Source organism: Flammeovirga sp. OC4, from assembly GCF_000812565.1.
Lineage (GTDB): Bacteria > Bacteroidota > Bacteroidia > Cytophagales > Flammeovirgaceae > Flammeovirga.
The window spans coordinates 72,616-97,200 of the sequence record NZ_JTAM01000022.1; the positions used below are offsets into that span (position 1 = coordinate 72,616).

A 24,585-nucleotide genomic window follows, 5' to 3' on the forward strand; every position below is an offset into this window, starting at 1 on the left:
GACTAAAGTAAATTTGGTATCTTTCAGAAAAATAAGATGAATACTTATGAAAATTACAGCAATAGAACTCAAAAATTATAAAGGGTTTGAAAAATTAGATTTTTCTTTACTGTTTAGGAAGAATAATAATGCAGAAGAATATTATAAAGGAAAAGATCTTGAAAAAGAGCATTTAGCTGTATTCATTGGCGAAAATGGATCTGGTAAATCATCTTTACTTAATGCTGTCAGATGGATTTTGAAATATGTATTAAACCCTTTTTTCCCTGAATTACCACAAGAGGAATTACCTCTACAAGATATAAAAGTCAATGCAGATGACGTTTTAATTAGTTTAAAATTAGAGACAGGTTATGATGCCTCAATAAACGACAAATTATTAACCAAATCATATGATTTTAAATACTCAAGATATCGATTTATCAGAAACACTGATAAATCTCAAAACGATAATAATGAGGATATTAATAAATTCAGAGATGATTTAAAAAGTCAATCTATTTTTAATCAATCCTATTTACCCGTTTTTGCGTATTATGGTCCTTCTGTTAATTTCAATAATTATAGAAAAGATATTCATACAGAATCATCAGCACTTAATGTTTACTTAAATGCTTTAGATAATATAGGAGAATTTACTGATTTTGAACAATGGTTTATCACAGAACAAGCTGACGAAAGAGAATTACAATTTCAAAAAAAGGACTTTACTATTGAGAAAAATACAGTCAGCAACGTCAGAAGAGCCATTGAACTATTTTTAGAAAAGCTTGATGTTTCCACATTTGGTAAAATTTCTGTAGCTAAATCTCCACATAATGATAGATCTGAAAGGCTTATGATGCAGATCGAAAAAGAAGGAACAATGATTCCTATTATTAACTTGTCGGATGGAGAAAAGAAAATAATTCATATGGTAGGTGACCTTGCAAGAAGATGTATTATGTCATCGCCTGTAAATAGCAATTATAAATTTGAGTTTCAAATGGCCCAAGGTGTAGTATTAATTGATGAAATTGATCAACACCTTCATCCAAAATGGCAAAAAAACATTATTGGAGCCTTGATGAATACTTTTTTAAATCTTCAATTTTTAATCACTACTCATTCTCCTCTTATACTATCCAATATACCAAAGGAATATGTTTACCACATTGATAACTTCAAAGTGTCTCAAAACAATATCTTTACAGAGGGAAGGAATATTGAAAGTATTTTGGAAGGTGTTCAGGGAGTTGGAGAATTAAGACCAGCAAATATTTCTGAAAAAGTCAATGAATTTTATGAACTCCTTGATAAAAAAGACGGACTTGATAAAGCTAAAAAGATTTTCAACGATATTTTCATCAATAGATTTGGAGAAAACGACCCTGAAACTGTAACAGCTAGAAGAGATCTTGAATTTGCTGAGTGGGAGTTAAACGAGAATAAAAATGAGAAAGATTGATAAACAAGCTTCAAATGAACCTCAATCTTTAAAGAATCATAGAAGCACACCAAATACTAATTTTGATGGTTTAGATAAAAGCGACCTTCAAGATGCACTACTGAGAGAACAGTTTTTTCTATGTGCATATTGTATGTGCAGGATCAACAAAAAGAATATTAATATAGAGCATTACAAACCCAAAAGTAAATACAACAACCTTGAATTAATATATAGCAACCTTTTTGGGGTTTGTGACGGAGGGGAAAATATTCCACTTACATCTGGAAAAAAAAGAAAATTACACTGTGATAAAAAGAAGGCAAATCAAGAACTTTTAAAACTTAATCCACTAACAAACAGTGTTGATTTACTCTACTTTACTCAAGACGGAACAGTCAAAAGTAGTGATAGTGACATAAGTACTGATATTAAACTTTTAGGATTAAATGAAGGTATTTTCTTAAAGAAACATAGAGCCAACTTATTAAAAAGTCTTCAGAGTGAATATTCTAGGTTAAGAGGTAAAAGTCTTGCAGAAAGAAATAACTTTCTCAGAAGTAAGAAAAAATTTTACAGTCAGGGATTTGAAGGTAAATTACCTGAATATTGTCAGGTGGCTTTACAATGGATAGAAAAGAAACTTTAAATGAAAAAAGACACAACAAAAATGCCGTGTCTTTCCATTTCTAATTCTCATTAAATCTACCTGAATCATCTAAATTACTTTATCTGAATATTCACCGTTAAGCTTTCTGTAGAGCTGTAAAGGATTTTCGTTTTTAAGTATATCTGGCAGTAATTTGTCTGGTATATTTTGATAGGCAACAAACCTTGCGAAACGCACAATGGCTTCACCTCCAACACTAGTCGCCCAACCAATTGAAGATGCTGGGTAAGGTCCTCCGTGTTGCATAGAAGGATTCACATCAACACCTGTTGGATAACCGTTGAAAATAATTCTACCTACTTTTAATTCTAAGATGTTGATCAATTGTGATGTCAATTCATCATCTCCGTCAGAGTGAATCGTTGCGGTTAATTGTCCTTCTAAATGCTTTGCTAAACGCAACATATCCTTGTCGCAAGTCACTTCAACAACCAATGTCACTGGACCAAAAATTTCTTCGTGGAGTGATTTATCATTGATGAAGTGATCTATAGTGGTTTTGAATAATGCATTGGGTGGTGTTTTCTCGTTTTCATTCCACTCTGCCTCGTTGACCCACTCCACATTCGGATTGTTTTTCAAACGGACAAGTCCATGGTAATAAGAAGAAAGAATACCTTTATTCAACATCACTCCTCTGCTGTTATCATTCAATTGTGAGGCTAAACCATTGATAAACTCCTCATCAATGGTTGTTACAATTAAACCGGGGTTGGTACAGAACTGCCCCACACCTAAACAAACAGAAGTTGAAAGCCCTGCAATCAATTCTTCTTTTTTATTTTCTAATGCTTTTTTACCAATAAAAACAGGGTTGATACTTCCCATTTCAGCATAAACTGGAATAGGGTCAGGGCGAGATGCTGCAATGTCCATCAAAGCTTTTCCTCCTTTGAAAGAACCTGTAAACCCTACAGCTTGTGTCAATGGATGCTTTACCAATTTTGCTCCTAAATCATTTCCAACACCTTGTAGTAATGAGAAAACTCCTTTAGGCATATTGGTTTTGGAAGCCGCAGTTTCAACCGCCTGAGCAAAAAGTTCTGACGTTTCAGGGTGAGAAGGATGTCCTTTCACCACTACAGGATTTCCTGCCGCTAATGCTGAAGCTGTGTCTCCACCTAAAGAACCAAATGCAAATGGGAAGTTGGAGGCTCCAAAAACAACCACTGGCCCGATGGGACGCATCATACGTCTGATATCTGGCTTAGGTACTGGCTGACGGTCAGGAATTGCTGTATCAATACTCGGCTGTGTCCATTGCCCTGTTGCAGCGATACTGGCAAACGCTCTGATCTGTCCGCACGTTCTTCCTCTTTCACCCGTTAATCTTGGAATTCCCAATCCACTTTCTCTGTGTCCTACTTCTAAAAGTGTATCTCCTAAAGCTTCAATTTCATCTGCTATTGCATATAGAAATTGTGCGATTTCTTTACCACTTAGATTTCTATATGTTTCAAAAGCATCTTGTGCTTTGTGCATTGCCAATTCAATTTCTTTATCCTCTGAAGTATAAAACCTTCCTATCGATTCATCAGTAACTGGGTTGATAGAGGAGAAAAGTTCTCCAGTAGGCTTTAACCATACACCTCCTATATAAGAGCTTCCCGAAATAGTTTTTTCTTTAATCATGAGTCAATTCTTTATAGCTGAAATATTCAAAATCGGCGTGCTGTCTTCTACCTGATAGATCTTGACAGCAAACACCTACAAACGCTCCTGTAAATGCTGCTCTGTAGCGTACATTTTCATCTCTTACGTACTCATCTGATAGAATACTTCCATCCAAAACAGGTCCTACTTTCTGCCATTCTCCTTCTTTTACGGCATAGTAGAATTGTAATTGAGCACCATTGTAATCCATTTTCATCCACACTTTTTCTGCGTCTGAAACATCAATGGGTTCAATTGGTTCTTGCTGATCATACTTATCACAAGTGATGATATACAATTCTTTTTTGGTGCCGTCATCATTCCCCATAATGTGTAAGTAGTGATAATGGAATGTATTGTAATACGCTACCAAGCCTGCCATTTGTTGGAATGAAACAGGATCAAATTCTACACACGTTTCTGCAACAACATGATGCTCTTGTACTCTGTGAGCTACTAATGATTGTCTGAAAACTGAGCTTAATGATTCTCTGCCGTACAACCTCAAATAACCTTCTCTATCATTTTGAGTAATCCAATCTTCCGTCATAGGGACTCTTAAGGCATGAAGATGAATGTCTAATGGCTGATCTGGAGCAAAAGTGATTTTCTCAACCTTAGGCTTTGGTTTGTGTTCTGGAAGTTGAGGAGCTTCTACTTCTTTTCTCGGCACATTGTTATCCCCCACTTTATACAACCAATCATCTTCTCTCCATTCAAATTTTTCAATGGCTGATTCTCTACCTGTAATGCATCTGCCTCTTTCTGTCAATGGTCTTCCTACTAAGAACACACCGTACCACTCTCCATTTTGTGTTTCTACAAACTGACCATGACCTGATCTCTGTAAGTAGTTTTGAGGTGCATCTTTACAGGTTATAATGGGGTTTTGAGGATGTACTTCGTAAGGTCCGAATAGGCTTTTTGATCTTGCTAAAGTCATGGCGTGGTTGAATTCCGTTCCCCCTTCAGCTGTCAATAAATAATAGTAGCCATTTTTCTTGAAAATGTGTGGCCCTTCTGTTCCTCCTAATTCTGTTCCTGGGAAGATATAATGGATATCACCTATTAACTTCTGCTCTTCTTCAGAATACTCCTGTAATACAATTCCACCGAAAAACTTACGCTTACGGTGATCCATTATCATATTAATCATCCATATTTTTCCATCATCATCATGAAAGAAAGAAGAGTCAAACCCGCTTGAATTCAAATACACTGGCTCAGACCATGGCCCCATAATATCTTTCGCTGTTACTACATAGTTAGGGGTGTCTTTCCATGTTGCACCATCAAAACTCAAGACATTGGTATACAATAAATAGTACGTTTCATTGTGCTCATTGTAGCTTAAACAAGGCGCCCAAACTCCACCTGAATCAGGCACACCTCTCATGTCTAACTGTGATGCTCTATCTAATGGTCTTGTGATCAGTTCCCAATTCACTAAATCTTTGGAATGGTGAATCTGATATCCTGGAAACCACTCAAACGTTGATGTTGCTATATAATAATCATCCCCTCTTCTTAGAATACTTGGATCTGGATTGAACCCTCTAAGGATAGGATTTTGAATCATTTTTGTCATTTCTTTTTTTATTAAAATATGAATATTTTTTGCGGGTTAACACGTAGGTTAAACCCTATATTGTAGCGGGTTGACACGTAGGTCAACCCCTACGTGAGGTGGGTTGACACATAGGTCAACCCCTACGTGAGGCGGGTCGACACTTAGGTCGACCCCTACACCACCTGGCATCGCAGTGCTTCCCCATTTAATGTACGCTCCACTTCTTCGGCAGCATAGCGTTGCAATCTTCTTACACTTGCTTCACTATAATAAGAAATATGAGGCGTCATCAGAATATTTTTTGCCGTTCTCAGTGGATGATCTCCTTCCATCGGTTCTGCTTCAAAAACATCGATTCCTGCATTGGCAATTTCTCCTTGATTCAATGCTTCTGCTAGCTCTTTTGTATGAATCAATGCTCCTCTTGAAGTATTAATCAAAGTTGCTGTAGATTTCATTTTTGACAACCTTTGCTGATTGATCAAATGATGTGTCTCAGGTGTGTGAGGTAAATGCAGAGAAAGAATATCAGCCATTTTAATTGCTTCTTCTAATTCCACTTTCTGAACATTCATGCCTGATAAAACAGCCTGTGATACATAGGGATCATACGCATAACACTTGAAGCCAAAAGCCTGCATTCTTTTTATCGTTTCTCTCCCTATACGTCCTGCACCCAATACTACAAAGTTCATGTCTGAAAAAGATTTCAGTGTGGTAGGCGTAGAGGCAGGCCACTGATTTCCTATAATAGAGTCATGCCAAAATGGAAGTTGTCTACCTAGTGAAACGGCTAATGATGCTGCATGGTCTGCTACTTCTGCAATACCATAATCTGGAACATTACACACTGCTATTCCATATTTTTTCGCCGCTTCTAAATCAATATTATCCACCCCTATTCCATACCTCACTATCACTTTAGCGTTGTTTAACTGAGAAAGGATTCTATCTGAATAAATACCGTACTGTACCAAAAGGGCATCTGCATCTTTTGCTACTTCTATTATTTTATCTTCTTCTTTATGTTGATAGATCTCAAGGTTGAATCCTGCTCTATCACATACTTTTTTTTCTTCTTCAAAGGCTCCTGCAAAATTGCAGTCTGAGATTACTACTTTCATCGTTTTATATTTGTGAAGCATGCACCACGACTGAAGTCATGGGCAGGGGATACTGACTACGACAACACTAAAGTGATGTCTTCGTTTTTAAACCTTCAAGACTTCAGTCTTGATTAGGTTTAATTATCACCTACCCATAGTTTTAACTATGGTGTACGAACTATTGGTTAATTTTATTTCAACACATTAAGTTGTCAATACTCCTCTTTTGGTCAAGTTTTTCATCAATTCTGAAATACCAAAAGTCCATCTTGGTGCCTTGTTCGTATGATTGACCGTATTGGTCAGCATCCCCAGCTTCGCGGAAGAAATAGAAACTACATCACCTACTTTGTGAGTGAAACCATTGCCTTTGTCTCCTCTGTCTTTAGTAGGAGCAAACAATGTTCCTGTGAAAAGTGCGAAGCCATCAGGATATTGGTGATTGTCACTGAAAGTCTGCCCTACTAGATCCAACACATCTCTACTGATTTGTGTCATATCACTTTTATCATCCAAAATAAATCCGTCTTCTTTTCCTTGCACTAGCACTCTTACTTCTGCTTTACGAACATCTTCAATGGAAAAAGTTTCATCGAAAATACGGATAAAAGGACCGATAGCACATGATGCATTATTGTCCTTGGCTTTCCCCAAAAGTAAAGCACTTCTTCCCTCTATATCTCTTAGGTTTACATCATTACCCAATGTGGCTCCGATCACTTCACCACTTCCATTTACAGCCAATACAATTTCCGGTTCAGGATTATTCCATTCTGAAATAGGCAAGATTCCAATTTCTGCACCTATACCTACTGAAGACATTGGTTGTGCTTTCGTAAATACCTCTGCATAAGGCCCAATCCCTACTTCCATATATTGCGACCACATTCCTTCAGCTTGTAGTACTTCTTTCAAATCTTCTGAAGCTTTAGAACCTGGTACGATTTCACGTACATCTCCTCCAATTTTCTCATTAATCATTCCTCTCAGTTCATCTGCCTTAGAAGCATCACCCCCTGCTCTTTCTTCAATCACTCTTTCCAGCATGGAAACCATGAAAGTCACACCACATGCCTTGATGGCTTGAATATCAAAAGGAGAAATAAAATGCGTTTTGTCTTTTCGTCCTTCAAGTGCATTCTCCATCAATTCCTCATAACTTCCTAGCCTTTCCAATAAAGAGGTCTCCATGGAACTTAATTTAATATTGAGGTTAAATAAGTCTGAAGTTGTTGGTGCCAATGTTGTAAGATTATATACTCCATCTTCTTTAATCACAACAGGAGCTGGCCCCGTTTCAACGCCAACCATCCAAACTCTTCCTATTAATGTACCTTCAAACTGATCTGCAGGTAAGTATTGTTTCAAATCACTCATTGTATTGTTTGTTTTTTTAATATTGAACTAATGATGTTGGAAGCCCTTTTACGCCAGGCTTAAAAGCGAATAGACTTCCTGCTAGAGGAAATTTTTGTTTGTCTTCATCTGTCATCAGGTACCTTGCTGTTGTGATGTATAATGTATCAAGGTGCTCTCCTCCAAACGTACAGCTTGTAATATTAGGCACTGGCATTTCATACACTTCCAGTACCTCTCCTTGTGGTGATAATTTTGTTATTCTTGCTCCCGCAAAAGAACATTGCCACAGATTGCCATCAGCATCTACCGTGAGGCCATCAGGGTAACCTTCGGGATCGTTGAGCTGGTATAAAACTCTTTTATTTTTAATGCTTTTATCCTCAATATCATAAGCATAAATTACCCTTTTAATGGTATCATTATGATAGAGTGTTTTTCCATCTGGACTAAATGCAGGGCCGTTAGTAATGATGTAATCACTGTCTAAATGTGCTACTTTCCCATCTGCTCCTAACCTGTATAAACTTCCAGACGCTTTCTTCTCCTTTTCATCCATTGACCCTGCCCAGAAGTTGCCATAAGTATCTACTTTTCCATCATTAAATCTGTTTTCCGGTAGATGTTCTTCCAACGACTGAATCATTTTATAATCATCGTTTTCAAAATCAATCAAAGCAAAACCATCTCGAACGGTACCGATAAAACCACCACTTTCTCTGAAGGCTAAACTTGTCAACTCAAAACTCAGTTGCCATGACTTTTTAGATTGATTGAAAGTAGAGTAACGGTGCACTTTCTTTTCTACAATGTCCAGCCAATAGACCGCCTGTTCGTATTCCACCCAAAGTGGGCCTTCTCCAAGAGTAGATGGAATGTTCCAAATACATTCCAACGTTTCAATATTTTTATTAATTACTGCCTGCATACTCTGCATCTTCTCCAATTCCCTCACCTCCTAAACCAAGGTAACCACCATCTACAGGCAGGTCTGTTCCCGTAATAAAGCTTGCTTCATCACTACATAAAAACATACATGCGCTCGCTACTTCCTCTGGTTTTCCGCATCTTCTCATCATATGGAATTTTCCCCATATCGGTTCATATTTTTCTTGATCATACCCCGCTGACTTGATCACTTCCCTTGTCCAAATCCATCCCGGACTCACCGAATTGACTCTAATTCCCATAGGAGCAAGATCCAACGCTGCACATTTTGTTAATTGATTGACGGCACCTTTTGCTGCGTTGTATGTCCATCTTCCTGGCTGTGCTATATGTGCCGAGATACTAGAAATATTGACAATAGCTCCTTTACCATGTTGTTGCATTAGTTTACTCACCTCTTGGATCATCTTCGCAAAACCAATAGGCCCCACTTCCAACGAACGTTGCCATTCACTACGTTTTGCGTCTATTCCTGCAGCAATAAATGAAAACGCATTATTGATCAAGAAGTCCAAGCCGCCCATTTTTTCAATCGCAAAAGCGACCTGCTCTTCACAAAACTTTTCATCCAACATATCTCCTTGAATGAAATAGACCTCTCCTCCATTCGCTCTCAACTCTTCCACAGCTGCTAACCCTGTTTCTTCTTCTATATCCGAAATAACAACGGAACATCCATAAGAAAGAAATGCTTCTACGCATGCTCTTCCAATTCCTTGTGCTCCTCCTGTGACTAATGCTCTTTTACCTTGTAATCCTTTCATAATAGTAGCTTAAAAAAATTTACAATATGCCCACTTTCTTGATGAGTCTATTTTGATTGTTGTCTTGAATATTGACGATGTAAATACCTTTAGTTAGAGAAGATATATGGATCTTCTTTTGGTGAGAGTACTGCTGAAAAACAACCCTTCCCTCTAAATCAAAGACTTGTACGAACTTTTGTGTGTTTTCTTTAAAAATCAAATCCAATTGACCTGTTTCCTGATTTTTAAATTGAACAACGAACTCCTTGTCTAGACTATTGATAACACCATCTCCTTTAGAAGGATCTCCTTCGTTTCCTACGATTATGTTAAAGTTTTCAGCGTATAAAACAGCATCATTATAAAGTAGCGAAAGGCTTCCTTCATAGGTATCAGAAGGTATATCTAATTCAGAAAAGATCAACTCCTCTGAAATAGATTGCGTGGTAGAGGATTGAAGAGTAGATGTATTCTTGTAAACTTCATTACCATCATCCATCACTATTAATTGTACTTTATATCCTTTTTGAACGGGTTGGAAAGTAGAATATTGAAGTCTATTGTAAGACATTTGTTTGATATCAATTGCTATATCAGGATTGATAAAATCAACAGCACTTAGCCCCACTGAGGGCATATACGTCTCCGTCCATTCTAAAACCTGATGAGCAGGCATGGTGTAATCTTCAAAAAACTGTTGAGACAGACCTGACCATAATTCAATATTAGGTCTTTCGTAATCATAAAAATTATCGGTATCTACATTTTCCCCAGGCTCACCCCAGGCCCAAAACTTCAGGCCAGGAGTAACCGACTGATCACTTGATATTCTAAAAAGTCCTTCTTCATTGTCGTGATTGATCACGCCGTAAAAATTCTTTTGAAAATCAGGATAAGCGTAAGCAATGCCTTGTTCTTCCCAGTTTTTGAGTAATGCCAGATTATTATACTCCTGCACTCTAGGTCCATTAGAAACCAATTCATCCATACCCATTAGCCAATTGGCAGGGCTCCAACCCACTTCATATTGGTCTATTGGTACAATCATCTCTGAGTTGAAAGAAGTTCTTGGGTTTTCTACAGTTGAACCAGGAGCAAATGTGACACATGTCCAATATTCCAAATTCTTTTCTACTGCAAGATTTTCTAATCGTACATTGATCTCAAAGTTGGATGCTCCTTCTCTCAAAACTACATCAAAATGACAAGTTACATTGGTGACGCCATTATTGTATTGTGGAGGACGTTGGGGATTAGACCTATCGTCTTTCATCCACATGGATAATTTCACACCATCTTCCAATAGTTGTGGTTCTTCCGTATTCCATGGAACACACCAGTATTTGCCATGCTCAGGTTCTGGGAAAGTAGGAAAAACACCAGCATATTGCATCAGCCAGTCATGATAAAAAATATTATCCCCTATCAAATAAGGAACTCCTAACTCATTTGTATAGAGCTGCTCATGACCAGTAGGTTTATAAATAAAGGATACTACTCTCGCACCAAATTCAGGTACTACAGTTAATTTTACGAGTTCATTTTCCATCACAATGCCCTTGAATTTTCTTTCCACAATTTCAGAAGTAGAAAAAGAGGTTATGCTGTAATGTTCATCTAAAGTATAATCATAATGTTGCCATAAAAGCGTAGTATCTCTCACTTGTACTTGAGCGAAAATATTCGTCTGAAGTATTAATAATAAGAGTATTAGTAAGTGTCTTTTCATTTCATGCTTTTGTTTGTTATCATAATTTATGTCGCTACAAACATGAAAGGCAATAGGTGAGTAGTAATGACGTAGTGTTTAAAGTAGTGAAAAGCTACCTTTTAGACATCTATCATTTATTTGACGTATTCATTCTTCTTTTTTTTTGAAAATATTTTTTTAGGAATCAAAAACACTACAACCCTTCGATAAATGGGAGATCCGAATTGATAATTATTATATCCTTAAGGTACTGGATTACCACTCATTAACGAATGATCGATCTATATATTAGTACTTTTGCGACTGCAAAAAAAGGAGGGGTTTCCCTCTGTAAAACAATTATCTATCAATCAAACTAATCAAAAAATGAAAAACGGGAATCCTGCTGTTGTAGGTTTAGCTGGCTTTGGTTTAACGACATTATTATTACAATTCCATAACTTAGGCTGGGTAGGCTTAGGTCCTGTGATGGCTATGGGAATCATTTTTGGTGGATTGGCACAATTTATTGCCGGTTTCCAAGAGCAAAAAATGGGGAACAGCTTCGGTTTTTCAGCATTCGTTTCATACGGTGCATTCTGGATGGGCCTTTGTATCATCTGGCTTTGTAACCACTACGGTATTTATGAATCTTCTCACTCAGATGTAGGGTTCTTCTTATTAGCTTGGATGCTTTATACATTGATCATGTTTATCGCTTCTTTAAGAATTCACACGGCAATGGCGTTTACTTTCGGTACGCTTCTTTTAGGATTCTTATTCTTAGTTTTAGAGCACTTTGTTTCTGAAGCTTTCAAACCAATCGCTGCAATTGACTTGATTATTTGTGCTATGGCAGCATGGTACATGATGGCAGCCGCTATCATCAACGAGTTAGCGGGTAAAGTAGTATTACCTTTAGGAAATAAGATTATTAAGTAGTCTGTTTCTATAGATATAAATGATCCGCTATTGCTATGAGGTTTCCATAGTAATAGCGGATTTTTTTTATAACACCTTCATTGATATAGTTTCATAACTACACGTAGCAGGCTACGTGCCTACATACAAGCATTATTGAATAACCACTCTTTGAGTTAAAGTATTTTCGGTACCTATTACATGGAAAAAATAGATTCCTTGGTGCATCAAAGGAGGTAATTGGAAAGTTGTGGTTTCTCCTTCTGTAGTAATTGTTTCTACTAATTGACCTTGAGAAGTATAAATTAAAATCTCATTTATAATACCCAAATCAACATTTTTGACAGTGAAGTAATTGTCATTAATCGGATTAGGAAAAATAATGCTTTCAGAATGTTCTTCAAGGCTAGATAGACTTCTTTGTCTTGCTCCTGAAGTATTTCCAAAACCGATAACACCATTGCAATGCATCCATTCGCTGTATTGTCCTCCGCATGTATTATTCTGCCAAACTGCTGTGTTGTAAGATTGCTGTTCTGCTTGCTTTCGGCTTCCATTGATTTCTACCCAATCTACCTGCACATCTCTACCGTTAGCATCATTAAAATATTCTACATTTACACCTCCAGAAGAATTGGTATTGACTGTATAAATTTTGAAGTTATTGGTCAATGACAATACTTGTATCGTTTGATTATCAATTCTCACATTCAACTTCTCCTGACCACTGATTCCTTTTGCTCTGACTTTGATGGTATTAGAACTACCACTTCCGCCACTGTTTCCATTACTTGTACCCATGGTCATGCTGTACACATCACAAGTACCACTGCTTTGGTAGCCTTCAACCGTAAATGACACTTCATATAAATTCCCCATATTCATTCCTAATGAAGCCCATGCGTTAAAGTGATTCGCACAAGTGACCGTACCGCTTGTTCTTTTGGACCTTCGGACACTCCAATATTGCTGAAACGTTTTGGTACCTTCTATGGATGGCTGTTGAACTCGAGTGGTTTCGTAAATATCATAAGTTGCTCCATCAGTTGTCACTGAGCCTTTAGGTGTTCCTCCCGGCGGACGCCAGCTTCCCCAGCTTTCTACAATATAATATTCTACTAATGGACTTGTAGTCCAACCGTAAATGCATAGATAAGAATTACCAGAAGGTTGGTAATTCGCGCCATACGTCACCGTCTGATTTTTCACACCTGGACGCTTCCCTTTTCTTGCTAAAAGGTTGCCAATGTTATTCCATGAAACATAGAAATTGCCTCCATTGTTAAGTGTCATACACCCATTGCCTGAATCTTTCCAGTATTCATAAGTGTAGCCTCCTTGGTTACCTATTTCATTATTACAAATGGTTTGGGCTGTTCCATTAGTGGTTAGGGATAAAAGAAAAATAGTTAGAGCAGTACATAAAAGGATGTAAAAGTCCTTCAAAAGATCGACCTGAGATCTTTTTTTAATTTGATAATTTTTCATTTCAATACTGTAGTTGATTTAGTTAGCACTCTTTCTCTTTGCTAATGAGGTAGCCGGAACAACATAGAAAGTAGAAGAGTTGAATTCATTTCATCAAAGCTATTGTTCAATTAAAATAGGAAGTTTTGGATTATCTTTTTTAGCCTATTCTACGTTAGAATATCATCTCGTAGCTATAGCTATGCTCTTCTATTCTGCCTTGAATAGACTCAAAAATATAAATCCAATCTATCCCAATTTTAAATGCTCAACAGCTTAAGAGATATCTCGTTGAAAGTAAAACTATGCTAATGAAGAATTATAAAATATAAAATTGGGGTCAAAAAACATCAAAAATGAAGCGCGAAAAATGTTGCACTGGGTGCTTCATTTGTAAGAGTATAAATACTAGGAAAAAAATAATCGGGGGTTTCGTGCACCATAGTTAAAACTATGGGCAAGTGATACAGCAACCTAATCAAGACTAAAGTCTTGAAGGTTGAAAACGGAGGCAACACTTTAGTGTTGTCGGAGTCAATATCACCTACCCATGACTTTAGTCATGGTGTACGATATTTTGTCTCTATTCTTCTTTCCATGTACTTAGTTTTAAAGGATATACATAAAAAAAGCACATCAAATTGATATGCTTTTCGAAATGAAATATTAAACTATCCGTTACATTTGACCGTCGATTGTTGAAATTGTCCCGTCACTACTATAATCTATTTCGATAAATTTGACGCTTCGTAACCATGTTTTTCCACCTGAAGGTTTACTGTCGTGATAAAACAAGTACCACTTGTCATTAAATTCTACGATGGAATGATGTGTGGTCCATCCTACTACAGGAGTTAAAATCACACCTTTGTACTGAAATGGTCCGTAAGGGGAATCACCTACTGCATAACAGATTTGATGTGTGTTTCCTGTAGAATAAGAGAAGTAATATTTGCCGTTGTATTTATGCATCCAAGGTCCTTCAAAATACCTTCTATCATGATCTCCTGCTTTTAGAGGTTCACCATTTTCATCTAGAATTACTAAATCTTTTGGTTCCTCTGCGAAGCCTTTCATATCTGCTGTCAATTTCACCACTTTTGGACATAAAGCATTTTCATGATCTGCAGGCTCTTGCCCTACCTCTATGGCTTTATTGTCTCTGTATCGTTGTAATTGTCCACCCCAAATACCTCCGAAATACATATAATAATCTTCTTCGTTGTCTTGCAAAACAGCAGGGTCAATACTATAGCTTCCATCCATTGGAGTGGCTTCTGGAATAAAAGGACCTTCAGGTTTGTCGCTGATAGCTACACCCATTCTGAAAATATCATTCTTATCTTTCATCGGGAAATATAAATAGTACTTCCCGTTCTTTTCAGCTGCATCGGGTGCCCACATTTGTCGCCCTGCCCATGGGATATCTTCTAGTTTTAATACACAACCATGGTCCTTCACTTCACCATCAATTTCGTCCATTGAAAATACATGGTAATCTTGCATATTGAAGTGGTCTCCATTGTCGTTTTCGGGTACACCTGACTCTATATCATGTGAAGGGTAGATGTATAATTTTCCGTTAAAAACATGTGCAGATGGATCTGCGGAATAGATATGGTCTGCTATATATTTTGGTTTATTTTGTACTAATTCCATTGTATTTCTATTTGAATTAATTTATTGAAACATCTTCTAATTCTAATGCACTTGCTGATTGTTGTAATTGTCTTCTTTCTGAAAGATCAGACTGAATTTTAATGTTAAAGTCTTTCGTAATCACATAAAAAATAAGAGAGATAACGGATACCATAAAGGTGGTGGCAGGTACTAAGGAAGCCGTTAATCGGATTCCGAAAATCGCTTCTGTTGACTGTACTATATTAGGTTCGTAACCATAAACTGATACGATCCACCCACACAATGCTCCTCCTAACCCAAGCCCTGCTTTCAAGGCAAAAACAATCCCTGAGAACACAAACCCGGTCGCTCTTCTATTGTATTTCCATTCTGAATAATCAGCTACATCACCCATCATTGCCCATAAAAGTGGGATAGTTGGGGCATAGAAAAGGGACTTCAGGATATTTAAAGTGAATGCTACCCCAACGTTATCTTCTGGAACAAAAAAGAACAATCCCGTAAACACTGCTGTCAAAAATAGACAAACAATAAATGTATTACGCTTTCCGAATCTCTTGGCTAAAGGAGCTGATAATGTCAGTACTCCTATGATGGTTACAAACTGACCGATCATATTGAAAAAGCTAAATCCTACGCTAAATGCATTACTCTTATCCGGCAATGCCAGCAACCCAAAAGTGCCCATTAGTTTTTGTAATAGAGAAGGGTCTCCGCTTGTATTTTGAATTAAATTGAATTGTTCGAGGAATGAAAAAATGGCTTCTGGTTTCATGTAATAGCTAAAGAAGTAATACATTCCTCCTCCCCATAATGATAAGGTTGTGAAAATGAAAAGCGTCACGATAAACATCGAGAACCAAGGTCCGTTTTTCTTCAGATCATTAAAATCTTGTTTGATACTTGTCTTTTGTGATGGTGGCGGTGTGATTCTTTCTTTGGTTGATAAGAAGGTAATCACAAAAAACACAATTGCTACTAACGAAAATATACCTATTGTAATCGACCACCCTTTTTGATCATCACCTTGCCCAAACTTATCAACCAATGGTAAAGTAAAACCTTGTACCACCAATGAGGCAATCATGGCCAATACAAATCTGACAGAACCAATATTTGTTCTTTCATTAATATCACTTGACATCACTCCATGCAATGCAGAATAAGGCGTATTGTTAAGGGAATAGATTGCCATTAGGAGCGTGTATGTGATACCTGCGTAAATGACTTTATACCTTTCTGTAAGGTCAGGAGTGGTAAAAGCCAGAAAGAAAAATAATCCAAATGGAATGGCTGTCCATAGTACCCAAGGTCTGTATTTCCCCCATTTTGTATTGGTCCTGTCAGACATAATTCCCACTACGGGGTCCACAAAAGCATCAATCACTCTTGCTAAAAGCAGTATGGTACCTGCGGCTGTGGCTTTTATGCCGAATACATCCGTATAAAAGCCCAATTGGAACACCAACATGATTTGGAATACAAAATTCACGGAGCAATCACCAAGGCTGTAACCAATTTTCTCTTTTAAAGATACTTTTTGATTGTTCATTTTCATTTAATCTTAAGTAATAGATAGAAATATCGCGCACCATGACTGAAGTCATGGGCAGGGAATACTAACTCCAACAACACTAAAGTGATGTTTCCGTTTTTTAAACCTTCAAGACTTCAGTCTTGATTTAAGTTTGCTTATCACCTGCCCATAGTTTTAACTATGGTGTACGAAACACCTCACTACTTTTTTGGTAAAAAATGCTTGTTTGTTAGGTGGAGAAAGTGGTACTACTATTCCCAGCTTTCTCCCCATTGCTAACTCTATTCTTGAAGGCCTTCTAAGAAGCCTGTATGTGCTTTTTTGATGACGAAATCTTTATCATACAATAAAGGCCAATCATCGTGTCCTTGAACACTTGGTATCCAAGATTCATTATCTTTCAATCCCCAAATCGTCAAAGCGAACTTACTGCTTTCAGGAATTGCATTGTATACTTCCACCACTTCTCTCACTTTGTCTTTTTGAGCAAATTCTCTTTCTTCCGTTGAAGAAGTAAGGTCATTATCAGGGTTGATTTTCACATCTAATTCTGAGAAGTGCATCAATAATCCTTTATCAGTGATCATTTTTGTATTCTCAGCAATCGCACTTTTTGATGGGCCATTGTAACTGATGTGCATTTGGAAACCTACACCATCCAATGGGACATTATTCGTTTGGAAATTATCTACAATTTTACTGATCACACCATTCAGCTTCGTTTTATCCCAGCACAAGTTGTAATCATTGTAGAAAAGGAGACAATCAGGGTCTGCCTCTCTTGCCCATTCAAAACACTTCTGAATGTAGTTTTCACCCATTCTTTCTAAAAATACAGTGTTTCTATAATTGCCTCCTGCATCATCAATAGCCTCGTTAACCACATCCCAAGACACCACTTTTCCTTTGTATCTTGTTACCGTAGTTTTGATATAATCTTCTACCATGTCTGAGAATTCCTCATCTGTTCCTTCGAAATTCTCTACCCAACTTGGAGTGGCAGCATGCCAAATTAAAGCATGACCGTGTACTTCCATTCCGTTGTTTTGAGCGTATTCCACCAACTGATCTGCCAATGTAAAATCATATCTTCCTTGCTCAGGATACATGATGTTCATTTTCATTTCCCATTCTGCCGAAATCTGATTGTACTCTCTTCTGTAAATTTCGTCATGCGTACCATTCAAACGGTTCACAATCGTAGCCATCCCGACTCTGAAGGTAGTAGCCACATCTTTTAGAGGAGTATCAGGCTCAACTCCATCCGCTTCCAAAGTAGTCACTGATTTGGAATTGGAGAACGTGGAAGTTTTTTCCTTCAGTTGAGCCTTCACTCTCAAATAAAAAGTCTGTCCGTTCGCTAATTCTTCAAAAGTATAAAAATCATCCTTTGTCACTACGCTTTCATAAGGAGCCACTAGGTTAGAGAAGTTTTCATCCGTAGCAAGGTTCAGCTCATAACTTTGAGCATTGACAACGCTTGTCCAATCTGCCGTAAAACTACTTGCTTTAAGATTTGAGATCTTATAAATATCAGGTGCTGAAAGTGTTACTTCCTGCTCTTTATTATCTACACAAGACTGTAATGAAAGTACTAATGCAGCCAATAGATATACTAAAATTCTTTTCATGATTCTATTATTTTCTAATTTTAAAAACAGTCCAGGGAATAGCTCCCTGGATTGTTTGTCTACACTATTATTGTTCGAAATAGGTAATATTGTCTACATAATAATTACCTGCTGTATTTCCCTGAATGACCACCCAAGGGTATTCAGTACTACCATCTATCTGATCTACGAGGTTATATTCTAATGTTACCCATTTACCTGGTTCGACATCAAGGAAATAGCCTGTCTCAAAATCACTCTCCAGCTGTAATTTTAAGGAACCTGCTTGTTCGAAATACACATCCACCGTAATTTTATCTGCTGCCACACCTACAATCTGACCGTTTCTTACGGCATTGACTGAGAATGGATCTACTTGTGTCATCATCAATACAAAATCAGAAGCGTTTACAGCATCTACCGCAGGGTTGGCTACTACAGAAACATCTTGTCCCCAAGCATTCCAATCTCCTACTTGCTCATCTTCAAAATCGCCATAAACTGTACCGTTGTTTCCACCGATATCTAACGCATAGTATTTGATATTGTCAATGTAGAAACTACCCGCTGTATTACCTTGGAAAAGGATCCAAGGGTATTCTTTTGCTGCATCTACTTGACCTTCTAAATCATACTCCAATGTTACCCACTCACCTGCTGGCACCGCTTGGAAATAACCTGTAGCAAAATCACCTTCAATTTGAAGTTTTAATTCTCCTGCCACTTCCATATATACATCTACTACGATCTTGGTAGCGAATGGCGTAACCTGTGGAATATTTCTCACTGCACTGTTTTGCCAAGGCTCTGTCTGCGTCATTTTTAATACTCTATCCGAAGGATTAACCGCAGAACCTGAAGGGTTGCTTACCACTGAAACATCTTGTCCCCAAGCATTCCAATCGCCAACTTCTCCATCTTCAAAATCACCTAACAGCAAGAATGCATCCCCACCTACTGGTGGTAAATCAGGATCTCTTTGAGCAATTACAATTTCCTTTGAAACTGTATCTACACCCATATTATTTCCCGTATATAAAGTGATTTTGTAAGTCCCTTCATTAGGATAATAAGTGGTATCAACACCTTGAGATCCTCTTACAAACGGCCCATCTTCTTTGAACTTCCATGAGCTCATGATTGAAGTTCCGGTAGACTGATTATCCAGTACAATATAGTTTGGATTTTCGCTTGAAGGAGTTGCCGTAAAAGCGGCTTTTGGCATTTCTTCCACTGGAGAAGAATCCTCATTAGAACATCCCCATATCGAAAGAAGTCCTATAAGATATATGTATAATAAGTTCTTTTTCATAGTTCATTCAATTTCAATTTGACAAGACACTATTAGTAGCCAGGGTTTTGATCTGCAGCTGAGATTTCTGGATTCACATCAATCTCTTTTTGAGGAATAGGAAGTAATTCTGATTTACCAGCGACAAAACCTGTTCCTGCTAAAACTGTTGATGCTAAATCCCATCTTAATAGATCATTGAATCTCACTTGCTCCCCTGCCAATTCCACTTTTCTTTCGTGAATAATCGCTTGGAAGATATCTGATTTGCTTCCTACAGGATAAGTAGCGTTCATTTCACTAGAACCATACAAAGGCATATTGACTCTTGCTCTCACTTGGTTCATCAGTTCAATGGCTTTTGAAGCATTTCCTAATTCGTTTTCAGCCTCAGCCCACATCAATAATACATCTGAATAACGAATGACTCTGTGATTGATTCCTGATGCAATCTCTTCCTTAGGACGTTGGTAATAGTTCTGGTATTTCTTCCATGCCGCTCTGTGGTCTGGCAGACTTACAACTTCAGTTCCATTATTGAATAACTCACCGTCCGTATAAAAATTGGCAGTATAACGAGGATCATTGGCTTCATATTCGTCCAAAAGATCGTCTCCAGGATATGAGTTGAACCAGTCGTTCCAACCGTATTCTTGGCCTCTCAAAGAAACAAACTGCATTCCTGAAGCATCTTCTACCCACCAAGTATCTTGGTCTGACCAACCAAACTCACGTGTGAAACCTACCTCAAATACTGACTCTGAATTATATTCTGTTTCTTCCAAGAAGTTATCCATATAATCCTCTACTAAAGTATAGCCCGTCACATTTTGGAAAGCATTTGCTGCTTCTTGCCATTCTTTTCTGAACAAGTGCATTTTTCCTTTTAATGCCCATGCCGCGCCTGCCGTTGCTCTACCGCCATCAGTAGCTCCTTGAGTTGGTAATAATGAAGCTGCCACTTCTAAATCATTTAAAATAAATTGATATACCTCTTCTTTTGTAGATCTAGGTTGAGGTACGTCAGTAAGCTCTGGATAAATAGGTACTCCGCCAAATCGAGTCACTAACAAATGATAGTAAAACGCTCTCATAAAATGGGTTTCTCCTAAAGCTTTATCCACATCATCTTGTGTCACATTTTCAAACTTATCTTTATTTGAAATGACAAAGTTGGCTTTATTAATACCTCTGAAACAGTTGTCCCAATAGGTAAAAATACCTTCATGGTTGGAATCAAAAGTAAAGTTATAATACTGACGTTTGTCTGCTTCATGCTGAGGGTTGAGTTCTACTTCATGTCCCATATTATCATTCATAAAAAATAAATGACGGATGTAAAGTCCTTTGGACTGAAGGTTGACATAAGAAGCATCCACAGAAGATTGCAACTGTGATTTATTCTTAAAATAAGTGTCTTCTGTCAGTTCATTTGGATTGGAAACGTTGAGGAAATCTGTACTACAGCTACTTCCAAAAACGATCATCAATAATGATAAATATATAGAGTTTCTTTTGTTCATGATTCTAGAAGTTTAATTGTAAACCGCCAATGATTGTAACAGGAGTTGGGTAGTTACCTCTATCAATTCCAGTCTCTGCAGGGTTATTGCCACTTGCTGCAGCCGCTCCTACTTCAGGATCTAAACCTGAGTAATTTGTAATTGTAAATAGGTTTTGACCACTCACATAGAACCTACATCTAGAGATGTATTTTGATAATACATTCTTCGGTAAAGTATAGCCCAATGTCACGTTTTTCAATCGGATATAAGAACCGTCTTCTACAAAGCGATCTGAAGTTCTTAAGTTGTCACCCGACTCGTTTAATCTTGGTACATCTGAATCTGGATTCTCAGGTGTCCATGCATTCAACATCATAGGATTAGCATTGAAAAAACGTTGACCGCCTTCCAAGTACCATCTTGTAGTGTTGTAAATTTCATTGCCATAAGTACCGTTGAAGAAGATGTTCAAATCAAAGTTTTTGTAATTGAAATCCATATTCAAACCAAAAACAACATCTGGTGTAGGGTTACCAATAATGGTTCTGTCATGATGATCAATCACCCCATCAGGTACACCGTCAGGTCCTGAAATATCTCTGAATTTAATGTCACCAGGAGCAGTGTTAGAGGTTTGGATTGGAGAAGTATAAATCTCTTCCCATGATCTGAAAATACCAACCGTTTGATAACCGTAGAAGTGTCTTAATGGCTCTCCTTCAACACTTCTCAAAATAGATCCGTTGTTTTCGTAATAGCCTTCAAACAGTGTTTCACCACCTAAATCATTCACTCTGTTTTGCATGGTACTGATGTTCATATTTACAGCCCATTGCAATGCTTTTTCCTGATTTTTTACACCTAAATTGAATTCAAAACCGCTTACTTGTGCTGAACCTGCATTTTTAGCTTGAGTAGCATTTACCCCACCAATCGATGACACTTGTCTTACATTGATCAAAAGGTCATTACTCTCATTTTTATAATATTCAGCCGATAACGTCAAGCGGTCTTCAAAGAAACCTAAATCCACACCAACATTGGTCATGTAAGTAGTTTCCCATTTCAAATCTGGGTTTGGCAAGTTACCTGCAGTTGTACCAAAGGCTTGATAAACGCCATTCGCTCCACCAAATACATAGCGGTGATTTCCTGAAACGATAGAAGCTGAATATCTGTAATCACCAATATTGTCATTACCTACTGAACCGTAACTACCTCTTAGCTTTAATTGAGACATCCAATTAGTTTCAGGGATAAATGCTTCATCCAATACATTCCAACCTAATGAAAGAGAATAGAATCCTGCCCATCTGTTATTAACACCAAATCTTGAAGAGGCATCACGTCTGTATGAAGCAGCAAATAAGTATTTTCCATCATAATCATAATTCACACGACCTAAGTACCCTAGTTTTCCATAACCTACTTCGAAAGAACCACCGGTAAGATCAGTATTTGTAGTGTTCTTGATTTCATTTGTGATTTCGTTAAAACTTGATGTACCCGCATTCATATTTTTCTTTTCAATACGCTCTGCTACTAATACTGCATTTACATTGTGCTTCCCGAATTGACGGCTGTAATTGGCTTGACCGATCAATGTCATCATAGCATGTGATCCGTATCCTTTTTCAATCAATGATCTTGAAGGACGAGCCAATGCTGATCCATCGTCATAAGCAGGAGAGAATAAATCATTGGTATAATTGAAGTAATCAATACCACCTTGCCCTTTAATAGAGAAACCTTGGAATAGTTCTACTTCTGCAGAAAGCGTACCCATTAAATTCACTCTTCGGTTAGAAATTTCTGTATGCTCCAATACTCTCACTGGGTTTTCTGCATCTTGACCATCCAATTGAATATCTGTACCTTGATAACCACCTAGATTGCTTGCATTGTATACGGTAAGGTAAGGAGGCATTTTGATGGCATGTTCTAATGCTGAACGCCCTGCACTAGTTTGTTCTGGCTTTTTCTCTGTACTAGAAACCGAGAACGTCTGTGCTACTTTTAATCTTCCCTTCGTATAGTTTGAGTTGGCTCTGAACATAAAACGTTCAATTCCTGTATTTTTCAATACCCCTTCTTGGTTCATGTAATTACCACTGATACGGTAATTGGTGTTCTCTCCACCTCCAGATAATCCAATATTATAATTTTCTATGATGCCTTGTTGAAAGATCTCATCTTGCCAATTGGTATTGTACTTACTGATATCAGCATATTTGGGATCTTCCAATCGTCCTTCTGCTGCATTACCCCACATTTTAGAGTAAGCGATATAATCGTCACGCGACATTACATCATTTTGCTTTTGGACAGACTGAACACCTCTATATCCATCAACATCAATTTTGATATCACCAGATTTACCTTTTTTAGTTGTCACTACTACTACACCATTGGCACCCTGAGCACCATAAATAGCCGTAGTTGAGGCATCTTTTAGTACAGACATCGTCTCAATATCTGATGGGTTCAAATCCCCCAAACCTTGTACAATAATACCATCTACAACGATCAAGGGGTTATTTCCACTGGTACCCATCACACCACGAATTTGCACGATAGGGTCACTACCAGGTGAACCATTATTGGTTACTGACACACCCGTTGCTCTACCTTGTAAAGCCTGATCTGCAGTATAAACAGGCGTAGAAGTAATCAGTTCTGAATCTACAGTAGCAATAGCACCGGTCACTTTAGCTCTTTCTTGAGTACCATAGCCTACCACTACAATTTCTTCCAATTGTTTCACATCTTCATTAAGTGAAATATTGATTTCTGCTTTAGTTCCTATGGATATTGTTTTCTCAATGTACCCGATATACTTAAAACGTAACTCTGTTTTATCTACAGGTACTTCAATTGAGTAAGCACCATCAAAATTGGTAATTGTTCCAATAGTAGTCCCTACAATGTAGACATTTACACCTGGTAAGGGCATGTCATTACTGCTATCAACAACAACACCTTTAATGATTTTTGCATCTTGAGCATAGAGAAGTTTAGGAAATAGAAGAATGCAAAATAGAGTTATCAGGAGGCGTACCTTATTCGAAACACCTACCCTACATAAGTAATTGTTCATTTCATGTTCTATGTTAAATTCATCAGAAGCTGTATTTGTGGGTTTACTGAGAAACTTTCAAAATACAGTGAATAGTAAGAGTTAGCGTACATTAGAAGTCGAAATATTTTTAAGTAAAAGTCCGTTTCATTTTATTCATCAACTTTATTATAGTAAAAAAATATGCCTTAGATAGGCTTGTTAATTGTGTCGAAACGATTGGCTTATTTTCTATGTCAATGACACAAAAAGAATAATAAGACCAACCAAACTAGTTATAACCAAGACCTCTAGTACTACTAATTTCCTAGAGTGAACATTTTGTTCGCTTGACTTTTTTTTCATACTGCAAGTTGTAGAATTGTACTTTAT

At 37.4% G+C, this 24,585-nt stretch carries 17 protein-coding genes; 3 read left to right on the forward strand and 14 right to left on the reverse strand.

What is annotated here, in order from left to right; translation table 11 throughout:
• Positions 1-46: 46 nt before the first annotated feature.
• Positions 47-1,447, forward strand: a complete 1,401-nt coding sequence (locus tag PL77_RS14500) for an AAA family ATPase (protein ID WP_044206601.1) — start codon at positions 47-49, stop codon at positions 1,445-1,447.
• Positions 1,434-2,075 (forward strand): retron system putative HNH endonuclease, encoded by a 642-nt coding sequence (locus PL77_RS14505; RefSeq protein ID WP_044206603.1) that lies wholly within the window; start codon positions 1,434-1,436, stop codon positions 2,073-2,075. The genes PL77_RS14500 and PL77_RS14505 overlap by 14 nt, the downstream gene beginning before the upstream one ends.
• A 69-nt stretch (positions 2,076-2,144) precedes the next feature.
• On the opposite strand, the gene PL77_RS14510 is transcribed toward PL77_RS14505, so the two are convergent.
• The 7 genes from PL77_RS14510 to PL77_RS14540 all read right to left on the reverse strand — a co-directional run bounded on the left by PL77_RS14510 (position 2,145) and on the right by PL77_RS14540 (position 11,204).
• Positions 2,145-3,728, reverse strand: a complete 1,584-nt coding sequence (locus PL77_RS14510; protein ID WP_044206605.1) for an aldehyde dehydrogenase (NADP(+)) — start codon at positions 3,726-3,728, stop codon at positions 2,145-2,147.
• Positions 3,721-5,337, reverse strand: a complete 1,617-nt coding sequence (locus tag PL77_RS14515; protein WP_253273990.1) for a glycoside hydrolase family 43 protein — start codon at positions 5,335-5,337, stop codon at positions 3,721-3,723. The genes PL77_RS14510 and PL77_RS14515 overlap by 8 nt, the downstream gene beginning before the upstream one ends.
• 155 nt (positions 5,338-5,492) lie before the next feature.
• Entirely contained in the window at positions 5,493-6,443 is a 951-nt protein-coding gene (locus PL77_RS14520) for a C-terminal binding protein (protein ID WP_044206607.1), read from the reverse strand.
• A 186-nt stretch (positions 6,444-6,629) separates the two neighbouring features.
• Entirely contained in the window at positions 6,630-7,802 is a 1,173-nt protein-coding gene (locus tag PL77_RS14525) for a fumarylacetoacetate hydrolase family protein (RefSeq protein WP_044206610.1), read from the reverse strand.
• A gap of 16 nt (positions 7,803-7,818) precedes the next feature.
• Positions 7,819-8,709 carry an SMP-30/gluconolactonase/LRE family protein gene (locus tag PL77_RS14530; protein ID WP_044206613.1) on the reverse strand — a complete coding sequence of 297 codons (891 nt, stop codon included), beginning with the start codon at positions 8,707-8,709 and terminating at the stop codon, positions 7,819-7,821.
• A complete protein-coding gene (locus PL77_RS14535; RefSeq protein ID WP_044206616.1) occupies positions 8,693-9,493 on the reverse strand; it encodes an SDR family NAD(P)-dependent oxidoreductase in 801 nt (266 codons plus the stop codon). The genes PL77_RS14530 and PL77_RS14535 overlap by 17 nt, the downstream gene beginning before the upstream one ends.
• A gap of 19 nt (positions 9,494-9,512) precedes the next feature.
• Complete coding sequence (locus PL77_RS14540; protein ID WP_044206618.1) at positions 9,513-11,204, reverse strand: DUF5107 domain-containing protein; 1,692 nt, start codon at positions 11,202-11,204, stop codon at positions 9,513-9,515.
• A 279-nt stretch (positions 11,205-11,483) separates the two neighbouring features.
• Between PL77_RS14540 and PL77_RS14545 the strand changes: the two genes are divergently transcribed.
• Complete coding sequence (locus PL77_RS14545) at positions 11,484-12,107, forward strand: acetate uptake transporter (protein ID WP_256380340.1); 624 nt, start codon at positions 11,484-11,486, stop codon at positions 12,105-12,107.
• 132 nt (positions 12,108-12,239) lie between these two features.
• On the opposite strand, the gene PL77_RS31335 is transcribed toward PL77_RS14545, so the two are convergent.
• The 7 genes from PL77_RS31335 to PL77_RS14580 all read right to left on the reverse strand — a co-directional run bounded on the left by PL77_RS31335 (position 12,240) and on the right by PL77_RS14580 (position 24,234).
• On the reverse strand, positions 12,240-13,574 hold the full coding sequence (locus tag PL77_RS31335) for a glycoside hydrolase family 11 protein (protein WP_063769022.1): 1,335 nt from the start codon (positions 13,572-13,574) through the stop codon (positions 12,240-12,242).
• Between the two features lie 657 nt (positions 13,575-14,231).
• Positions 14,232-15,212: a glycoside hydrolase family 43 protein gene (locus PL77_RS14555; RefSeq protein ID WP_044206622.1), complete on the reverse strand. Its 981-nt coding sequence runs from the start codon at positions 15,210-15,212 to the stop codon at positions 14,232-14,234.
• 16 nt (positions 15,213-15,228) lie between these two features.
• A complete protein-coding gene (locus tag PL77_RS14560) occupies positions 15,229-16,746 on the reverse strand; it encodes an MFS transporter (protein WP_216595905.1) in 1,518 nt (505 codons plus the stop codon).
• 266 nt (positions 16,747-17,012) lie between these two features.
• Positions 17,013-18,362, reverse strand: coding sequence for an endo-1,4-beta-xylanase (locus PL77_RS14565; protein ID WP_044206628.1), 1,350 nt, complete (start codon positions 18,360-18,362; stop codon positions 17,013-17,015).
• Between the two features lie 67 nt (positions 18,363-18,429).
• Positions 18,430-19,653, reverse strand: coding sequence for a PKD domain-containing protein (locus tag PL77_RS14570; protein ID WP_044206630.1), 1,224 nt, complete (start codon positions 19,651-19,653; stop codon positions 18,430-18,432).
• 32 nt (positions 19,654-19,685) lie between these two features.
• A complete protein-coding gene (locus tag PL77_RS14575) occupies positions 19,686-21,155 on the reverse strand; it encodes a RagB/SusD family nutrient uptake outer membrane protein (protein WP_044206633.1) in 1,470 nt (489 codons plus the stop codon).
• A 4-nt stretch (positions 21,156-21,159) separates the two neighbouring features.
• Positions 21,160-24,234 (reverse strand): TonB-dependent receptor, encoded by a 3,075-nt coding sequence (locus PL77_RS14580; RefSeq protein WP_082026544.1) that lies wholly within the window; start codon positions 24,232-24,234, stop codon positions 21,160-21,162.
• Between the last annotated feature and the right edge of the window lie 351 nt (positions 24,235-24,585).